The organism is Salmonella sp. JXY0409-18, assembly GCF_020268625.1.
GTDB lineage: Bacteria > Pseudomonadota > Gammaproteobacteria > Enterobacterales > Enterobacteriaceae > Salmonella > Salmonella enterica.
Window position 1 is genome coordinate 2,517,525 of sequence record NZ_CP084216.1, and the last position, 15,739, is coordinate 2,533,263.

Here is a 15,739-nt window from a genome sequence, read left to right on the forward strand (position 1 = left end):
TGACGATGGTAACACTAAAAAAAGGGAGATTGCATCACTCTGTAGCAAATCAAGACCCTTGACAGGGTTTCTCCATTATCTTTCTACGCGCCGTATAGCGCTTCTCATCGACAACCTAACTTCTGCGCCAGACTCCCCTTTGTCGTTTTCACCTCGCTGGCTACCGCTTCAGGCAAGGCAGACCACAGCGTCAGCACTGGCTTCGTTTTATGTTCGATAGCCTCCACGGTAACCTGATAGTCGCAAAAATTCGCCGAACGGGGCGTATTCTGATCCATAATAAACGCAGCGTAATTTCCTTCACTTTTTGACGGCGCCGTTCCGGTGAATAAAACCTTCCAGTACCCGCTGGGAATTTCTACCGTCGCATCTTCTGGCAATGTGGCGATATGCCGCTCAAAAAGGGGGCCGGTCACTACGTGCACTACAGATACATCAGCCTGTTTGGCAAGTTCGCGCACCCGGTTTTCCAGTGCAGCCCATGCTCCCTGATTCAGGGCGGATTTCTGCGGCGTAATATTCGATAAATAATTTAACGACGGCCAGTCCGATACGCCGCCCAATCCTGCCAACGGCGCCTGGTGTCCCCTGTCGACTTTTAATAGCGCATGGGCATTTTTATAGGCGGAAGGGGCCAACGTATCCGAGGGCGGTAAATCGGGGTCCTGCGCCCAGTTCCGCGGGCGACCGCTTGCCTGGCTGGTCTTTGTCACGCTATAGGCAACCCAGTTGGCAAATTTCGTGGCGCTATTATTATTGAGCGTATAGACATGGCGATAGATTGTTTGTTGACTTCCTCCTTGAGGACAGCCAACGCTACAGTTATCAGGTTGCTGAACGAGTACGTTACGATGGGGTAACTCGGGTGCCGATGTTGTATCCTGGGGAGGATACGATGTAGTACATGCGCTTAATAATACTACGGGCAGTAATTTTAGCAAATTAATGGTCTTATTCACTTTTGCTTCCTTAATAATAACCGCCCTAATAATTCAGATAGTAATAATTTGGTTATATTACCCTACCAGCCGTTAGATACTCTCATCATTAAAGACAACACTATCACGGTAAAAATTAATAACAGATAAACATCGAAGTCATCATAGAAAATGAGCTCAAAAGAATACAACGTGATATTCATGTTGATACCAAAAAACATCGTATTATATGCATAATCGTGAAGCCAATAATTTCTCGCACTCAGATAGCGAATGAAAAATGGATATTCAATAATATCTGACGCATGTTTTTCAACACCATTTTTCAACATTAAGGCAACGTATCCTCTCAATGACTCGCTGCTGGCAGGAGTTTAGTTATATTTAAAGGTTTAATAAGCACTGCGCATCATGCTGCTGTGCTTATTACTTTGTAAAAATAAGAGTATTCACTTTCATATTCAGGGGTAAAAAGTGAACAAATACAGCTATTGCGCAACGATGATTGCCGCCATACTCAGTACGACCACAATGGCCAATGCCAGTAGCCTTGCTATTTCAGTGGCGAATGATGATGCAGGTATATTTCAACCATCCTTAAATGCCCTTTATGGGCACAAGGCTGCAGACCGGGGTGATTATACTGCCGGGCTCTTTTTAGGCTACAGCCACGATCTCACTGACGCCAGTCAACTCTCTTTTCATATCGCGCAAGATATTTATTCTCCATCAGGCGCCAATAAGAGAAAGCCTGAAGCCGTCAAAGGCGACCGCGCGTTCAGCGCCTTTCTTCATACCGGACTGGAGTGGAATTCATTAGCCACCAATTGGTTACGTTATCGTTTAGGTACTGATATCGGCGTTATTGGTCCTGACGCAGGCGGTCAGGAGGTTCAGAATCGGGCGCATCGAATAATAGGCGCAGAAAAATACCCTGCCTGGCAGGATCAAATTGAAAATCGTTATGGTTATACGGCAAAAGGAATGGTGTCCCTTACGCCAGCTATTGATATTCTGGGCGTCAATGTGGGCTTCTATCCAGAAGTCTCTGCTGTCGGCGGCAATCTCTTCCAGTATTTAGGGTACGGCGCAACCGTTGCGCTGGGAAATGATAAGACCTTCAACTCTGATAATGGGTTTGGGTTACTGTCCCGCCGAGGGTTAATACACACTCAAAAAGAGGGATTGATCTATAAGGTATTTGCTGGCGTTGAGCGCAGGGAAGTTGATAAAAACTACACGTTACAGGGGAAAACGCTGCAAACAAAAATGGAAACGGTGGATATTAATAAAACCGTGGATGAATATCGCGTCGGTGCTACTATCGGCTATTCTCCCGTCGCATTTTCTCTTTCTTTAAACAAAGTCACGTCGGAATTTCGCACCGGAGACGACTATTCTTATATCAACGGCGACATCACCTTCTTCTTCTGAGGCGTCACCACGGAATAACCGGGTTACGTAATGTAACCCGGTACAATATTACATCTTATAGCCCAGCGTTACCGTAGTGCGGCGATCGGTATGTTCCGGCGCTGATTCAGGCGGCTGCGAGTTCCACGTTAAATTATACCCCACCTTTAGACCAAAATGTTCGTTAATGGCGACATTGAGGGCTGTTTCCGAATTTAGTGTGGTGTCTTCTGCGCCAAATACTGACACCCCCTGTGTAAACTTAGCATTGTCAGTTAACTGCCAGGCATAGCTGCCGGAAGCATAACCCAACGGCTGCGTTTCAGTGGTATCGTCCGTATGTTCGTCATAGCGAACCCCTGGACCGAATTCAAAACGGAAGCTGTGCACTGGACCATTAAGGAACTGCCGCCCGTAACCGGCGGTCAGTACGTCGCGCTGACGATAACCGTTGAAACGGTCTGTCAGCCAACTGGCCTGGCCAAAGGTATAATCATAATCCGTCATATTAAAACGGTTACGCGCGCCTACCGCATATTTTTCTGAAGAGCGTTCATCATTAGAGGAGGTATTGCTGGCATTGCCCCATAATGACCAGGCGGTACGTTGTCCATACCAGGTCATCGCCGTGTCAGCCGTTAAGGAAGAACTTTTAGTATTGCCTGACTGAGCAAGGTAGCCCGCATTCAGATTACCTTCAAAAGGTTTTTTCGCGGTGGAGGGATCATCCATGACAGTAAAAACGGAATCATCGGCGGCGGCATACAGAGACGCGAACACGCCACCCGCCAGCATAACTACAGCGGGTACTGCCTTCAAAAGCTTCATTTATATAGAGTCCGTACAACTAAAAAAGAGACCACGACGGTCCCGGAAACTTTCATAGGGATCAATGACAAACGCCCCTGGAAAGGTAGCGAATTATAAGAAGCCCCGAATAACATAGCAATCAATTACTATTTCATTTTTTGAATAAGAACCCTCCCGAAGCATTCATTTATTTATATAACTTTACATCGTACTTCTTTAAATAAAGATCCGGAAAATCATATTGTTAATTCCTTCACTTTCCGGGGATTAAGTGCCAGACTGAAATCAGCCTAACAGGAGGTAACGATGGTACGTATCTATACGTTGACGCTTGCGCCCTCTCTCGATAGCGCAACAATCACGCCGCAAATTTATCCCGAAGGTAAACTGCGGTGCTCCGCGCCGGTATTCGAACCCGGCGGCGGGGGTATTAATGTCGCTCGCGCCATTGCGCATCTTGGCGGCGCCGCGACCGCAATTTTCCCGGCTGGCGGCGCTACCGGCGAACATCTGGTCGCACTACTGGCTGACGAAAATGTCCCCGTGTCTACCGTCGATGCGAAAGACTGGACGCGTCAGAACCTGCACGTCCACGTCGAGTCCAGCGGCGAACAGTATCGTTTTGTTATGCCCGGCGCCACGCTGGACGATGACGAATTTCGCCAGCTTGAAGAACAGGTACTGGAAATTGAATCCGGGGCAATTCTGGTTATCAGCGGCAGCCTTCCGCCCGGCGTTAAGGTCGAGAAACTCACGCAACTGATTTCCGCCGCGCAGAAGCAAGGCATTCGCTGCATTATTGATAGCTCTGGCGACGCGCTCACCGCCGCGCTGGCGCTTGGCGATATCGAACTGGTGAAACCGAACCTGAAAGAATTGAGCGCGTTGGTTAATCGCGATCTGACGCAACCTGATGATGTGCGTAAAGCGGCCCAGGAATTAGTGCAAAGCGGCAAGGCTCGCCGGGTAGTGGTCTCTCTGGGGCCGCAAGGGGCACTGGGCATAGACAGTGAGAATTGCATCCAGGTTGTTCCTCCCCCGGTGAAAAGTCAAAGTACTGTTGGCGCAGGCGACAGTATGGTAGGCGCGATGACGTTAAAACTGGCGCAAGACGCGTCGCTGGAAGAGATGGTGCGCTTCGGTGTGGCGGCAGGCAGCGCTGCTACGCTCAATCAAGGTACGCGTCTGTGTTCTCGTGACGATACCCAAAAAATATACGCCTATCTTTCCGCGCAATAATCGTTTCCCCCTCGCCGAGGGGGAAACCGGAAAATCGGTTAACGGGCGGCGCATCCGCCGCTGCTAAAAACACAGTTGCTCCCAACGAGGTGAACGATGGCCAGTGGCGATATTACCCGTTATGTTATTACCGTAACCTTCCATGAAGATTCCCTGACCGAGATTAACGAACTCAATAATCATCTGACGCGCAGCGGTTTTTTGCTGACATTAACGGACGATGAAGGGAATGTGCATGAGCTCGGCACCAATACGTTTGGCTTTGTTAGCGCTCAGAGCGCTGATGAAATCAAAGCGCTTGTCGCCGGACTTGCAAAAAGCGCGTTAGATAAGGATGTCGACATTACCGTGACGACCTGGGAGGCGTGGAGTAAAAACGCACAATAAGTGCCATTCCCGCCGCGGCGCGTCCGCGATGTGCGTTAGTTCGTATTTTTCAACCGCATTTTTGCGCTAACCTTATGATCTGGCAGACAACGTGGGGAGAGACATTATGTGGCAAGCTATCAGTCGTCTTTTAAGCGAGCAAGTCGGTGAAGGCGAAATCGAACTGCGTAATGAACTGCCAGGCGGAGAAGTTCATGCCGCATGGCATTTACGTTATGCAGGCCATGATTTTTTCGTAAAGTGCGATGAACGAGAAATGCTTCGCGGTTTTACCGCTGAAGCCGATCAGCTGGAGCTGCTCTCCCGCAGTAAAACCGTTGTTGTGCCTAAGGTATGGGCGGTAGGTTCGGATCGGGATTACAGCTTTTTAGTCATGGACTACCTCTCGCCCCGCCCGCTGGATGCCCATAATGCGTTTATTCTTGGGCAACAGCTGGCGCGTCTGCACCAATGGAGCGACCAACCTCAATTCGGCCTCGATTTTGACAACGCGCTCTCTACCACGCCGCAGCCGAATACCTGGCAACGCCGTTGGTCGACTTTTTTCGCCGAACAGCGCATTGGCTGGCAACTTGAACTCGCCGCGGAAAAAGGCATTACCTTTGGTAATATTGACGCCATTGTTGAACATGTTCAGCAACGTCTGGCGTCGCATCAACCGCAGCCTTCTCTTTTGCATGGCGATCTATGGTCGGCGAACTGCGCGCTTGGCCCTGACGGCCCCTATATCTTCGATCCAGCCTGCTATTGGGGCGACAGAGAATGCGATCTGGCGATGCTACCGCTGCATACCGATCAGCCACCGCAGATTTATGATGGCTATCAGTCCGTTTCGCCGCTACCGCTGGATTTTCTCGACAGGCAGCCGATTTACCAGCTCTACACCCTGCTTAATCGGGCAAGGCTGTTTGGCGGTCAGCACCTGGCTACTGCGCAAAAAGCGATGGATCGGCTGCTTGCGGTATAGGTACAGCCCATGCCGGATACGGGCTATCCGGCATTTTTCAGTTTACATGAAGCCTAACAAGGAAAAGAAAAAGTAACCGAGCACGATAATAATGACCGGCAAAATATAGAGCGGGAAAAACTGTAAAAAGATGGTATGGTGCGGCACCACGATACGTGACTCTATCTGCTCACGCGTTAGCCCTTCCGCGCCTTTTGCTTTTTCCAGAATCAACTGATCTTCCACGCCTTCACGCAAAAAACGTGACTGGCGGCTCATTCTGGCGCCGGAATCCTGCATCGCCAGCCCGACAAAAATCAGAATAAAAATGAGCCAGAAACCGATATTCAGGCTTCCCTGAAAATTCGGCGTCGGCGAGTTGTACCAAAAAACATTCAGAAACGGCGTATTCACGCGCATCATGTCTATCATTACGTGGGTAAAATCCAGCATTACCGCATTTATCCCCTCCTGCTTTTCACTGTGCGCATACATAAATTTAAGGACTGAGATGAGCGTGGAAAGCAGTGCCGGAATAAAAATAACCCACCCAACAACTCTTTTTAGGATTGCAATGCGTCCAGCTTGTTGATACGTCATGAGTTCCCCTTGATAAAGACGCGTCGTTTTGGCCTAAGTCTACCTGTTGATTCCCGTTTTCGCCTGATCTTTAAGGGCGATATACTAAGAACATGGTCATAATGAACGCTTAATTCGTTATTTTTTAATCTCAACAGGAGAGGTTGTGATGTCAACCCCACGTCAAATTCTTGCTGCAATTTTCGATATGGATGGACTACTGATCGATTCCGAACCGCTCTGGGATCGCGCTGAACTGGACGTGATGGCAAGTTTAGGCGTAGATATTACTCGGCGCCATGAGTTACCAGACACGCTTGGGCTACGCATTGATATGGTTGTCGATCTCTGGTTTGCGCAGCAACCGTGGAGCGGCCCCGATCGCCAGGAAGTGACAAACCGTGTCATTACCCGCGCGATTACGCTTATCGAAGAGACGCGCCCTCTTTTACCGGGTGTGCGCGAGGCCGTGGCGCTGTGTAAAGCGCAGGGGCTATTAGTGGGGCTTGCCTCGGCATCGCCGCTGCATATGCTGGAAAAAGTGCTCACCATGTTTGAGCTGCGCGACAGTTTTGACGCGCTGGCCTCTGCGGAAAAATTGCCCTACAGCAAACCGCATCCGCAGGTCTATCTGGATTGTGCGGCCAAACTAGGCGTTGATCCATTAACCTGTGTGGCGCTGGAGGATTCAGTGAATGGTTTAATCGCGGCAAAGGCGGCGCGAATGCGCGCCATTGTGGTGCCAGCAGAAGAAAACCAGCATGATCCGCGCTTTGTGCTGGCGAATGTCAAACTTAACTCACTGACAGAGCTGACGGCGGCGCATCTACTCGGTTAAGATGTTTCCGAAACAAAGTCAACGGGCAATTAGCCGCTGAGCCAGACGGCAAGCGGCTTTGACAGAGACAAAGAGTTACAACGTCACCACTTCCGCCTACTGTATAAAAACCCTATACTGTATGAATTGACAGTTTAATGGGTTTTATCATGACGGCGGAAGGACATCTTCTTTTTTCTATAGCCAGCGCGGTTTTCGCCAAGAATGCCGAGTTAACGCCCGTCCTTGCGCACGGCGACTGGTGGCATATTATTCCTTCGGCTATTTTGACCTGTCTGCTGCCGGATATCGACCACCCCAAATCTTTTCTTGGTCAGCGCCTGAAATGGGTATCGAAACCGATCGCCCGCGCGTTCGGTCACCGGGGGTTTACCCATAGTCTGCTGGCGGTCTTTGCCCTACTGGCGACCTTTTATCTCAAGGTACCGGATACGTGGATTATCCCGGCAGATGCGCTGCAAGGCATGGTACTTGGCTATTTAAGCCATATCGTCGCGGATATGCTCACCCCCGCAGGCGTTCCCTTACTGTGGCCGTGCCGCTGGCGTTTCCGCCTGCCTATTCTGGCGCCGCGCAAGGGCAATCAACTGGAGCGATTTTTATGTATGGCGTTGTTTGCCTGGGCGGTGTGGATGCCGCAGTCCATGCCGGAAAACAACGTCATACGCTGGTCTTCGCAGATGATCACTATCCTGCAAATGCAGTTCAATCGTTTTATAAATCACCAGATTGATTAGTAAACCAACGCCAAAGTCATTTTTGGTATAAACCATTCCATTTGAATATAAGAGCCAGCTCACAGTTCTGCTAATCTTGCGCGAACAGAATCGCTAAAACACAGCGCTTCATAATAAAAAAATCAGGAGAACGGGGATGAATTTTCCATTAATTGCGAACATTGCGGTGTTCGTCATTCTGCTGTTTGTACTGGCGCAGGCCCGTCATAAACAGTGGAGTCTGGCTAAAAAAGTGCTTGTCGGCCTTGTGATGGGCGTGGTCTTTGGTCTGGCCCTGCACACCATTTATGGCGCTGACAGTCAGGTGTTAAAAGACTCCATTCAGTGGTTCAATATTGTCGGCAACGGCTATGTGCAATTGCTACAAATGATTGTGATGCCGCTGGTATTCGCCTCTATTTTAAGCGCCGTGGCACGACTGCATAACGCCTCTCAATTGGGGAAAATCAGTTTTCTGACTATCGGCACGCTGCTGTTTACTACCCTTATCGCAGCGCTGGTAGGCGTGCTGGTTACCAATCTGTTCGGACTGACGGCGGAAGGTCTGGTTCAGGGCGGCGCGGAAACCGTGCGTCTGAATGCCATTGAGACGAGCTATGTCGGCAAAGTGGCCGATCTCAGCGTGCCGCAACTGGTGCTGTCTTTTGTACCGAAAAATCCGTTTGCGGATCTGACTGGTGCAAATCCTACGTCTATTATCAGCGTGGTGATTTTCGCCGCCTTCCTGGGCGTGGCCGCGCTTAAACTGCTGAAAGATGATGCGCCAAAAGGCGAGCGTGTGCTTGTTGCTATCGATACCCTGCAAAGCTGGGTGATGAAGCTGGTGCGTCTGGTGATGCAACTTACGCCTTACGGCGTACTGGCGCTGATGACGAAAGTAGTTGCCGGCTCCAATCTGCAGGACATTATTAAGCTTGGAAGCTTCGTGGTAGCGTCATATCTTGGTCTGGCGATAATGTTTGTGGTTCACGGCATACTATTGGGCGTGAACGGGATTAGCCCGCTGAAATATTTCCGCAAGGTGTGGCCGGTGCTGACATTTGCCTTTACCAGCCGCTCCAGCGCCGCCTCCATTCCACTCAATGTCGAAGCGCAAACCCGCCGCCTGGGCGTGCCGGAGTCCATCGCCAGCTTTGCTGCCTCTTTTGGCGCGACCATCGGCCAAAACGGTTGTGCCGGTCTTTATCCTGCGATGTTGGCGGTAATGGTTGCGCCGACGGTCGGCATCAACCCCTTAGACCCCGTATGGATAGCCACGCTGGTGGGTATCGTTACCGTAAGTTCGGCGGGTGTTGCCGGCGTTGGCGGCGGCGCGACCTTCGCCGCGCTGATTGTGCTGCCTGCCATGGGCTTACCGGTCACGCTGGTCGCGCTGTTAATCTCCGTCGAACCGTTGATTGATATGGGCCGTACCGCACTGAACGTGAGCGGCTCAATGACCGCGGGTACGCTGACCAGCCAGTGGCTGAAGCAGACCGATAAAACCATTCTCGATAGCGAAGAAGACGCTGAACTGGCGCATCGATAATACATTATCGGGCGTTCACATCGTCTGAGACACGACGATCGGCAACTCAAAATGTCTGTCACTAAAAACGCCGGTCTCCAGTACCGGCGTTTTGTTTTTTTCTTAGTCAGCGATTTCGTTTTCCTGGCGAACCTGATTCGCCCAACGCTGCGCCGATTCTGGCACGCTAAAGGCGGGCGACCGTTGAAATGACTCCCCCGTCAGAACAAAGGCAACATATTTACCGCGCAGTATCCAGACGTCGCGAAACGTATCCATTTTTATCGCATGTTCCGGCGGCGCGGGTTCAACACGCGGAATATAGCTAATAATCTGGCGATTTTGCTGGCGAAGAGGTTTCATCATTAATGCTTCACTAAAAGAGGCTAAGGCTAAAAATCAGAAAAACACTATTTTAGCCGATCTTCGCCCCCGACGTCCTGTTCCGCGCGTGCGATTTCCCCGTTATACCCTGTCTTCCGTTCCGCTCTCCCCCGGCATAATTGCTGAAATGTTCTATAGTTAGAGTGATTTTGACTACTACCACGCCCATTTCAGTGATGAAAGCAGGAGACGAGTTCAATGTCGCATAATGAGAAATCCCCCCATCAGTCCCCCGTGCATGATACCCGTGAATCACAGCCCGGCCTGGACTCCCTGGCACCGTCAGACGGTTCACATCGCCCCACGCCAGAACCGACGCCGCCGGGCGCGCAACCAACGGCCCCCGGCAGCTTAAAAGCGCCCGAGACCGCGAATGATAAGCTCACCGCCCTCGACGCCTTTCGTAAAGGCAGCGAAAATTATGCGCTGACCACCAATCAGGGCGTGCGCATCGCCGACGATCAAAATTCTCTTCGCGCCGGCAGCCGTGGCCCTACGCTGTTGGAAGATTTTATCCTGCGCGAGAAAATTACCCACTTTGACCATGAGCGTATCCCGGAGAGGATCGTTCACGCCCGCGGATCTGCAGCGCACGGCTATTTCCAGCCATATAAAGACCTGAGCGACATCACGAAAGCCGCGTTTCTGTGCGATCCACAGAAAATTACCCCGGTCTTTGTTCGCTTTTCGACAGTACAGGGCGGCGCGGGGTCTGCTGATACCGTACGTGATATCCGCGGTTTTGCGACCAAATTTTATACCGAAGAGGGAATTTTCGATCTCGTCGGTAATAACACGCCGATCTTTTTTATCCAGGATGCGCATAAGTTTCCGGATTTTGTGCACGCCGTTAAGCCCGAACCACATTGGGCTATTCCGCAAGGACAGAGCGCGCACGACACCTTCTGGGACTATGTTTCCTTACAGCCTGAGACGCTGCACAACGTCATGTGGGCAATGTCGGATCGCGGTATTCCACGGAGTTATCGGACGATGGAAGGGTTCGGCATTCACACCTTCCGTCTGATCAATGCACAAGGGAAAGCGACCTTTGTCCGTTTCCACTGGAAACCGTTGGCAGGTAAAGCCTCGCTGGTGTGGGATGAGTCACAAAAACTGACCGGTCGCGATCCGGATTTTCACCGCAGGGATCTGTGGGAGGCCATCGAAGCGGGCGATTTCCCGGAATACGAGCTGGGCCTACAACTCATTGCCGAAGAGGATGAATTTAAATTCGATTTTGATCTGCTCGATCCGACCAAACTGATTCCGGAAGAGCTGGTGCCAGTACAACGCGTCGGCAAAATGGTGTTAAACCGTAATCCGGATAACTTTTTCGCTGAAAACGAACAGGCGGCATTTCATCCAGGGCATATTGTTCCCGGCATTGATTTTACCAACGATCCGCTGTTACAGGGGCGTCTGTTCTCTTATACCGACACGCAAATCAGTCGTCTGGGCGGGCCAAACTTCCACGAAATTCCGATTAACCGCCCTACCTGCCCCTACCATAACTTCCAGCGTGACGGTATGCACCGGATGGATATCGACACCAATCCGGCGAACTATGAACCAAACTCCATTAATGACAACTGGCCGCGCGAAACGCCGCCAGCGCCAAAACGCGGCGGCTTCGAATCATACCAGGAACGCGTGGATGGCAATAAAATCCGCGAACGCAGCCCCTCTTTCGGTGAATATTACTCGCATCCTCGCCTGTTCTGGCTCAGTCAGACGCCGATAGAACAGCAGCATATTATTGACGCGTTCAGCTTTGAACTGGGTAAAGTCGCCCGCGCGTATATTCGGGAGCGGGTGGTCGATCAGTTAGCGCATATTGATGTCACGCTGGCTGAGGGCGTCGCGCATAATCTCGGTTTTGCACTCACCCATGAGCAAACGCAAATTGCCCCGCCTCCTGATGTCAACGGTCTGAAAAAAGATCCGGCGCTCAGCCTGTATGCGGTGCCGGACGGCGATGTTAAAGGCCGCGTGGTCGCTATCCTGCTGAACGACAAGGTTAACGCCGCCGATCTGCTGACCATTTTGCAGGCTTTAAAAGCTAAAGGCGTCCACGCAAAACTGCTCTATTCACGGATGGGTGAAGTAACGGCTGATGACGGTTCAACATTAACTATTGCGGCAACCTTTGCCGGCGCGCCGTCGCTAACGGTCGATGCGGTAATAGTACCGTGCGGCAATATTGCCGATATCGAGAGTTGCGGCGATGCTCGTTACTACCTTCTGGAAGCCTACAAACATCTGAAGCCCATCGCACTGGCAGGCGACGCCCGACGGTTTAAGGCGCTTTTAAACATTGATAGCCAGGGGGAAGAAGGACTTGTTGAGGCAGATAACGTTGACCACCACTTTATGGACACTCTGCTGACGTTGATGGCGGCACACCGTGTCTGGTCGCGTGCGGGGAAAATTAACGCGATTCCTGCATAAACGGCAAAAAATGCGGCGCATTCTTGCGCCGCAAACTCAGGAGCTAAATATCAAGAAAACTGCCAGGACGATATCCACGTTCCGCAATCGCTGCCTTGAGTGACGCAGACGTCAACACCTCCAGTTCAGTTAAGCGGGGGTAACAATAGGCGCTCTGGCGAATAATGTTGTCCACAAATGCCGGATGACACATCACCTCCAGAGAGGCTTCTCCTCGATGCGCCGAGGCATCCAGAATGCGTAAAAAGCACGCTTCGGTGATCTCCTCGCCGTAAAATTCACTACTAAATCCTTGAGTGCTGCGCAAATCCGACGGCAGATCGTCGGCGTTCAACACCGTCTGGCGGTCAATACGTAACGCAATCCCGCGCTGCGCCGCAAAGCGGGCGACGATGGGGAAAATTTGCGGGAACATATGCACATGATGGTGGCTGTCGAGATGCGTTGGCTCGCGGCCAAATACGTCGATGAAACGCTGATACTGACACGCCAGTTCATGCGCAATTTCATCCAGCGGAAGCGTATCCTCCTCCGCCATTTGCCAGATCCATTTCCCCAACAGGCCGTCTCGCGTCAGGCCCGGCATCTCTGACACCGGTTTGCCTAACGTCAAAACAAAATGCATTCCCACCCCAAGCGCAGGCAGCTCGCGGCTAAGCTGCGCCGCATGGCCAATAGCCTCGCCATTGACCAGCGCCGTCGTGGAGGTCACAACGCCGTTGCGATATGCTTCAACAATGCCGTAATTTTGCCCTTTACTCAGGCCAAAATCATCGGCATTCACAATCAACACGCGTTCCATAGCCTACCTCTGTCAGTGGTGCTTACCTTTAAGCGCTTCGATGCAAGCGGCAAAATTAGGCAGCCATTTTTCATGCGCCAGAATGAGCTCACGCGCCAGGACTTCTGCGTCGCGGTCGGAATGCACCAGCGGACTCAGGTTAAGCGCCAGCAGCACATCATTAAAGTTTCCGCTCAGCGCCGCATTGCTGGCCGCGACCTCAAATCCTTTAATAGTGTGGATAAGCCCCAGCACTTTTTCGTCAAAACGGGTGATACGCGGGTGCGGCGTCGCGCCATTGCGTCCCAGAATGCAGGTCATTTCCACCGCCCAGTCCGCCGGGATATTCTCGACATGCCCATGATGTGGAATATTAACGTAATGCTCAGTCTGCTTGTCATTATAAATAGCGTTAATGACTTCACAAGCGGCATCGGAATAATAAGCGCCGCCGCGTTGTTCAAGCTCTTTCGGCTTCACGTTTAGCTCAGGATTTTTGTACAAGTCGAAGAGTTGTTTCTCCACTTTTTGTACGACCTGAGCGCGCGCGCCGCCTTTGTAATATTCGCCCATTTCAATCGCCAGCATCTCTTTTTGCTTGAAGTAATACAACAAATAAGAGCACGGCAGCATGTTCAGCGAGCGAATCAATCCTTCACTAAACGGCAGATCAAAGATATTTTTTACGGTTGACGCTTTCAACTGACCGGACGCCACGCCATCCAGTAATTCTGCGAACCGTGAGGTGCCATTCACCAGCACATCTTTAATAAAGACCATATGGTTTAGACCAAACAGGTCAATGGAAAGATCGTCATTCTCATTCAGCGCCAGCACGTCATGAATAAACATTTTCATGCCGACAGGAATATTACATACGCCGATGAATTTTTTAAAGTTGGTATGGCGATAAACCGCTTCCGTCACCATCCCCGCCGGATTAGTAAAGTTAATGACCCACGCATTCGGACATAATTCCTCAACATCCTTAATGATGTCAAAAATAACCGGAATGGTGCGCAACCCTTTAAATAAACCGCCAGCGCCGTTGGTTTCTTGCCCCAGATAGCCGTGGCTAAGCGGGATACGCTCGTCCAGTTCACGGGCTTTGAGTTGACCAACGCGCAGCTGGGTAGTAACAAAATTAGCGTCTTTCAGCGCTTCCCGACGATCCAGCGTTTTATACAATTTTAGCGGAACGCCTGCTTTATCAATCATTCGCTGGCAGAGATCATAAATAATGTCCAGCTTCTCTTTCCCGTCTTCAACATCAACCAGCCATAATTCGGTGACAGGTAATTCATGGTAGCGCTTAATAAAGCCTTCAAGTAATTCAGGGGTGTAGCTGCTCCCGCCACCAATAGTGACGACTTTTAATTTCTGGCTCATAATATCTCCCTTCAGTGTATGACACTGATATGTATTACGCTATGCCCGCTCGTAAGAAATAGCGTGACGTTCCCCGCGCTATTGGGGCAAGCGTGAAATGTAACTAATCGAGCAATGTAAACCGTTACTCATTAATTTCCGTCAATCGCTTCCGATAACTATTCGGTGTGAATGAGGTCATCTTCTTAAACGTTTTAATAAACAGACTTGGACTGCTATACCCGGCTTCATAAGCAATATCCGTAACCGAATAGTTGGTCATTTCCAACTGTTTCTTGGCAAAATTAATGCGAATCTCATTAATGATTTGCATCGGCGTTTTGCTGTAATAACGTCGGGTGGCGCGCGTCAGATACTCCTGGGATTTTGCCGACAGGCGCACCATATTTTCCAGCGCATGTTCGCCAAACTGCGTTTTATCATGCATTATCTCCACGGTTGCTTTCAGCCATTGTGGAATATCATCATAAACCTGCTCTTCGCGGTAATGACGTAAGCGGTTTATAATATAAAATGTCACCACTTCGATAAATTCGTCGAGCCCATTGCCGCGAAAATTCAACGACGCAATCACCGTTTCAATATAGGTAAGGAAGGTGCTATTCGCCCTGTATACCTGCGATGCCACAAAACAAAACGGCAGTAACGGAAGATAATGCTGTTCAAAAAAACGTTTACTAATTCCTACGTTCAGAATACGCGTTGCGCCAAACTCATAGAAACTTTGGTGATTCGACCCCACCGGGATAAAAACAAAATCTCCACGTTCCAGCAGCACACGCTTCCCGTTGATCTCCTGGTAATAACGTCCGGTTAATACCAGGGTAAATTCATAGTAGTCGTGCTGATGCAGCCCGGTGACGCTTTCCGTCTTGTTATAGATAAACACATGGAAATTTTTGCCATTGAAGAGCTGCTGCTCATAAACCGTTTTGATTTCCGTTGCGTTAACCTGTAGCTGCATCATCCGCCCCCTGTTATTTCAGTTTCTCATGGAGCTCAATCAACTCAGCGATCAGTTCACGAGCCAGCATTGAGGTCATCAAATGATCCTGAGCGTGAACCAGGACCAGACTGACTTTCATTTTGCCTTCGCCCTGATCGCCTTCGATGAGTTTTGTCTGCACAAGATGCGCTTCATTGAGCGCTATGCGCGACTGGTCCATCATCGCTTTCGCCGCCTCAAAATCGCCTTCTTTCGCTTTTCTGAGCGCGCCATATGCCAGGCTGCGCGCCTGACCAGAATTGATGATAAGCCCCATAACGACTTCTTCGAGTTCCTCAGCCGCTGTCTGGTTATCTACAACATTTTCAAGATCAAACATAGTCTTTCCTCTGAT

16 protein-coding genes and 1 pseudogene are annotated in these 15,739 nt (G+C 50.5%); 8 read left to right on the forward strand and 9 right to left on the reverse strand.

Annotated features, from left to right (window positions below; translation table 11 throughout):
* Window positions 1–104: 104 nt before the first annotated feature.
* Both LDB27_RS12160 and LDB27_RS12165 read right to left on the reverse strand, forming a co-directional pair.
* The gene (locus tag LDB27_RS12160) at window positions 105–959 is read right to left on the reverse strand and encodes a DNA/RNA non-specific endonuclease (RefSeq protein WP_001044089.1); all 855 of its coding nucleotides are present in this window, start codon (window positions 957–959) and stop codon (window positions 105–107) included.
* A pseudogene (locus tag LDB27_RS12165) lies at window positions 956–1,270 on the reverse strand (hypothetical protein). The gene LDB27_RS12160 and the pseudogene LDB27_RS12165 overlap by 4 nt, the downstream one beginning before the upstream one ends.
* Window positions 1,271–1,412: 142 nt before the next feature.
* On the opposite strand from LDB27_RS12165, the gene LDB27_RS12170 reads away from it, so the two are divergent.
* On the forward strand, window positions 1,413–2,372 hold the full coding sequence (locus LDB27_RS12170; RefSeq protein WP_001046434.1) for a lipid A deacylase LpxR family protein: 960 nt from the start codon (window positions 1,413–1,415) through the stop codon (window positions 2,370–2,372).
* Window positions 2,373–2,420: 48 nt separating this feature from the next.
* On the opposite strand, the gene LDB27_RS12175 is transcribed toward LDB27_RS12170, so the two are convergent.
* Entirely contained in the window at window positions 2,421–3,179 is a 759-nt protein-coding gene (locus tag LDB27_RS12175; protein ID WP_000770981.1) for a YdiY family protein, read from the reverse strand.
* Between the two features lie 288 nt (window positions 3,180–3,467).
* Between LDB27_RS12175 and pfkB the strand changes: the two genes are divergently transcribed.
* From pfkB to LDB27_RS12190, 3 genes are all read left to right on the forward strand, one after another.
* On the forward strand, window positions 3,468–4,400 hold the full coding sequence (gene pfkB, locus LDB27_RS12180) for a 6-phosphofructokinase II (protein ID WP_000251697.1): 933 nt from the start codon (window positions 3,468–3,470) through the stop codon (window positions 4,398–4,400).
* Window positions 4,401–4,496: 96 nt separating this feature from the next.
* Window positions 4,497–4,787, forward strand: coding sequence for a type V toxin-antitoxin system endoribonuclease antitoxin GhoS (ghoS, locus tag LDB27_RS12185; RefSeq protein ID WP_000146136.1), 291 nt, complete (start codon window positions 4,497–4,499; stop codon window positions 4,785–4,787).
* A gap of 106 nt (window positions 4,788–4,893) precedes the next feature.
* On the forward strand, window positions 4,894–5,754 hold the full coding sequence (locus LDB27_RS12190) for a fructosamine kinase family protein (RefSeq protein WP_000267686.1): 861 nt from the start codon (window positions 4,894–4,896) through the stop codon (window positions 5,752–5,754).
* 42 nt (window positions 5,755–5,796) lie between these two features.
* On the opposite strand, the gene LDB27_RS12195 is transcribed toward LDB27_RS12190, so the two are convergent.
* Complete coding sequence (locus tag LDB27_RS12195) at window positions 5,797–6,333, reverse strand: YniB family protein (protein WP_000222158.1); 537 nt, start codon at window positions 6,331–6,333, stop codon at window positions 5,797–5,799.
* Between the two features lie 148 nt (window positions 6,334–6,481).
* Between LDB27_RS12195 and hxpB the strand changes: the two genes are divergently transcribed.
* The 3 genes from hxpB (at window position 6,482) to tcyP (ending at window position 9,415) form a co-directional block, all read left to right on the forward strand.
* Window positions 6,482–7,150, forward strand: a complete 669-nt coding sequence (hxpB, locus tag LDB27_RS12200) for a hexitol phosphatase HxpB (protein WP_000106858.1) — start codon at window positions 6,482–6,484, stop codon at window positions 7,148–7,150.
* Window positions 7,151–7,287: 137 nt separating this feature from the next.
* A complete protein-coding gene (locus LDB27_RS12205) occupies window positions 7,288–7,887 on the forward strand; it encodes a metal-dependent hydrolase (protein WP_000505804.1) in 600 nt (199 codons plus the stop codon).
* 136 nt (window positions 7,888–8,023) lie between these two features.
* Entirely contained in the window at window positions 8,024–9,415 is a 1,392-nt protein-coding gene (tcyP, locus tag LDB27_RS12210) for a cystine/sulfocysteine:cation symporter (RefSeq protein WP_001010668.1), read from the forward strand.
* Between the two features lie 102 nt (window positions 9,416–9,517).
* Here the strand turns inward: tcyP and cedA are convergent, their stop codons facing one another.
* A complete protein-coding gene (gene cedA / locus LDB27_RS12215) occupies window positions 9,518–9,760 on the reverse strand; it encodes a cell division activator CedA (protein ID WP_000977510.1) in 243 nt (80 codons plus the stop codon).
* 216 nt (window positions 9,761–9,976) lie between these two features.
* Between cedA and katE the strand changes: the two genes are divergently transcribed.
* Window positions 9,977–12,229: a catalase HPII gene (gene katE / locus LDB27_RS12220; protein WP_000019101.1), complete on the forward strand. Its 2,253-nt coding sequence runs from the start codon at window positions 9,977–9,979 to the stop codon at window positions 12,227–12,229.
* A 43-nt stretch (window positions 12,230–12,272) separates the two neighbouring features.
* Here the strand turns inward: katE and chbG are convergent, their stop codons facing one another.
* The 4 genes from chbG to chbA all read right to left on the reverse strand — a co-directional run bounded on the left by chbG (window position 12,273) and on the right by chbA (window position 15,724).
* Window positions 12,273–13,031: a chitin disaccharide deacetylase gene (gene chbG / locus LDB27_RS12225; protein ID WP_000442743.1), complete on the reverse strand. Its 759-nt coding sequence runs from the start codon at window positions 13,029–13,031 to the stop codon at window positions 12,273–12,275.
* A 12-nt stretch (window positions 13,032–13,043) separates the two neighbouring features.
* Window positions 13,044–14,399: a 6-phospho-beta-glucosidase gene (locus tag LDB27_RS12230; protein WP_000078772.1), complete on the reverse strand. Its 1,356-nt coding sequence runs from the start codon at window positions 14,397–14,399 to the stop codon at window positions 13,044–13,046.
* Between the two features lie 124 nt (window positions 14,400–14,523).
* Window positions 14,524–15,366: a transcriptional regulator ChbR gene (gene chbR, locus LDB27_RS12235; RefSeq protein ID WP_000983393.1), complete on the reverse strand. Its 843-nt coding sequence runs from the start codon at window positions 15,364–15,366 to the stop codon at window positions 14,524–14,526.
* A 10-nt stretch (window positions 15,367–15,376) separates the two neighbouring features.
* Window positions 15,377–15,724, reverse strand: a complete 348-nt coding sequence (gene chbA / locus LDB27_RS12240; protein WP_000459883.1) for a PTS N,N'-diacetylchitobiose transporter subunit IIA — start codon at window positions 15,722–15,724, stop codon at window positions 15,377–15,379.
* Window positions 15,725–15,739: the final 15 nt, after the last annotated feature.

Bases quoted from the DNA above. Each gene is read 5' to 3' on its own strand.
- LDB27_RS12175 (WP_000770981.1), bottom strand. From the start codon at position 3,179: ATGAAGCTTTTGAAGGCAGTACCCGCTGTAGTTATGCTGGCGGGTGGC.
- pfkB (WP_000251697.1), top strand. From the start codon at position 3,468: ATGGTACGTATCTATACGTTGACGCTTGCGCCCTCTCTCGATAGCGCA.
- ghoS (WP_000146136.1), top strand. From the start codon at position 4,497: ATGGCCAGTGGCGATATTACCCGTTATGTTATTACCGTAACCTTCCAT.
- LDB27_RS12190 (WP_000267686.1), top strand. From the start codon at position 4,894: ATGTGGCAAGCTATCAGTCGTCTTTTAAGCGAGCAAGTCGGTGAAGGC.
- LDB27_RS12195 (WP_000222158.1), bottom strand. From the start codon at position 6,333: ATGACGTATCAACAAGCTGGACGCATTGCAATCCTAAAAAGAGTTGTT.
- hxpB (WP_000106858.1), top strand. From the start codon at position 6,482: ATGTCAACCCCACGTCAAATTCTTGCTGCAATTTTCGATATGGATGGA.
- LDB27_RS12205 (WP_000505804.1), top strand. From the start codon at position 7,288: ATGGGTTTTATCATGACGGCGGAAGGACATCTTCTTTTTTCTATAGCC.
- tcyP (WP_001010668.1), top strand. From the start codon at position 8,024: ATGAATTTTCCATTAATTGCGAACATTGCGGTGTTCGTCATTCTGCTG.
- cedA (WP_000977510.1), bottom strand. From the start codon at position 9,760: ATGATGAAACCTCTTCGCCAGCAAAATCGCCAGATTATTAGCTATATT.
- katE (WP_000019101.1), top strand. From the start codon at position 9,977: ATGTCGCATAATGAGAAATCCCCCCATCAGTCCCCCGTGCATGATACC.
- chbG (WP_000442743.1), bottom strand. From the start codon at position 13,031: ATGGAACGCGTGTTGATTGTGAATGCCGATGATTTTGGCCTGAGTAAA.
- LDB27_RS12230 (WP_000078772.1), bottom strand. From the start codon at position 14,399: ATGAGCCAGAAATTAAAAGTCGTCACTATTGGTGGCGGGAGCAGCTAC.
- chbR (WP_000983393.1), bottom strand. From the start codon at position 15,366: ATGATGCAGCTACAGGTTAACGCAACGGAAATCAAAACGGTTTATGAG.
- chbA (WP_000459883.1), bottom strand. From the start codon at position 15,724: ATGTTTGATCTTGAAAATGTTGTAGATAACCAGACAGCGGCTGAGGAA.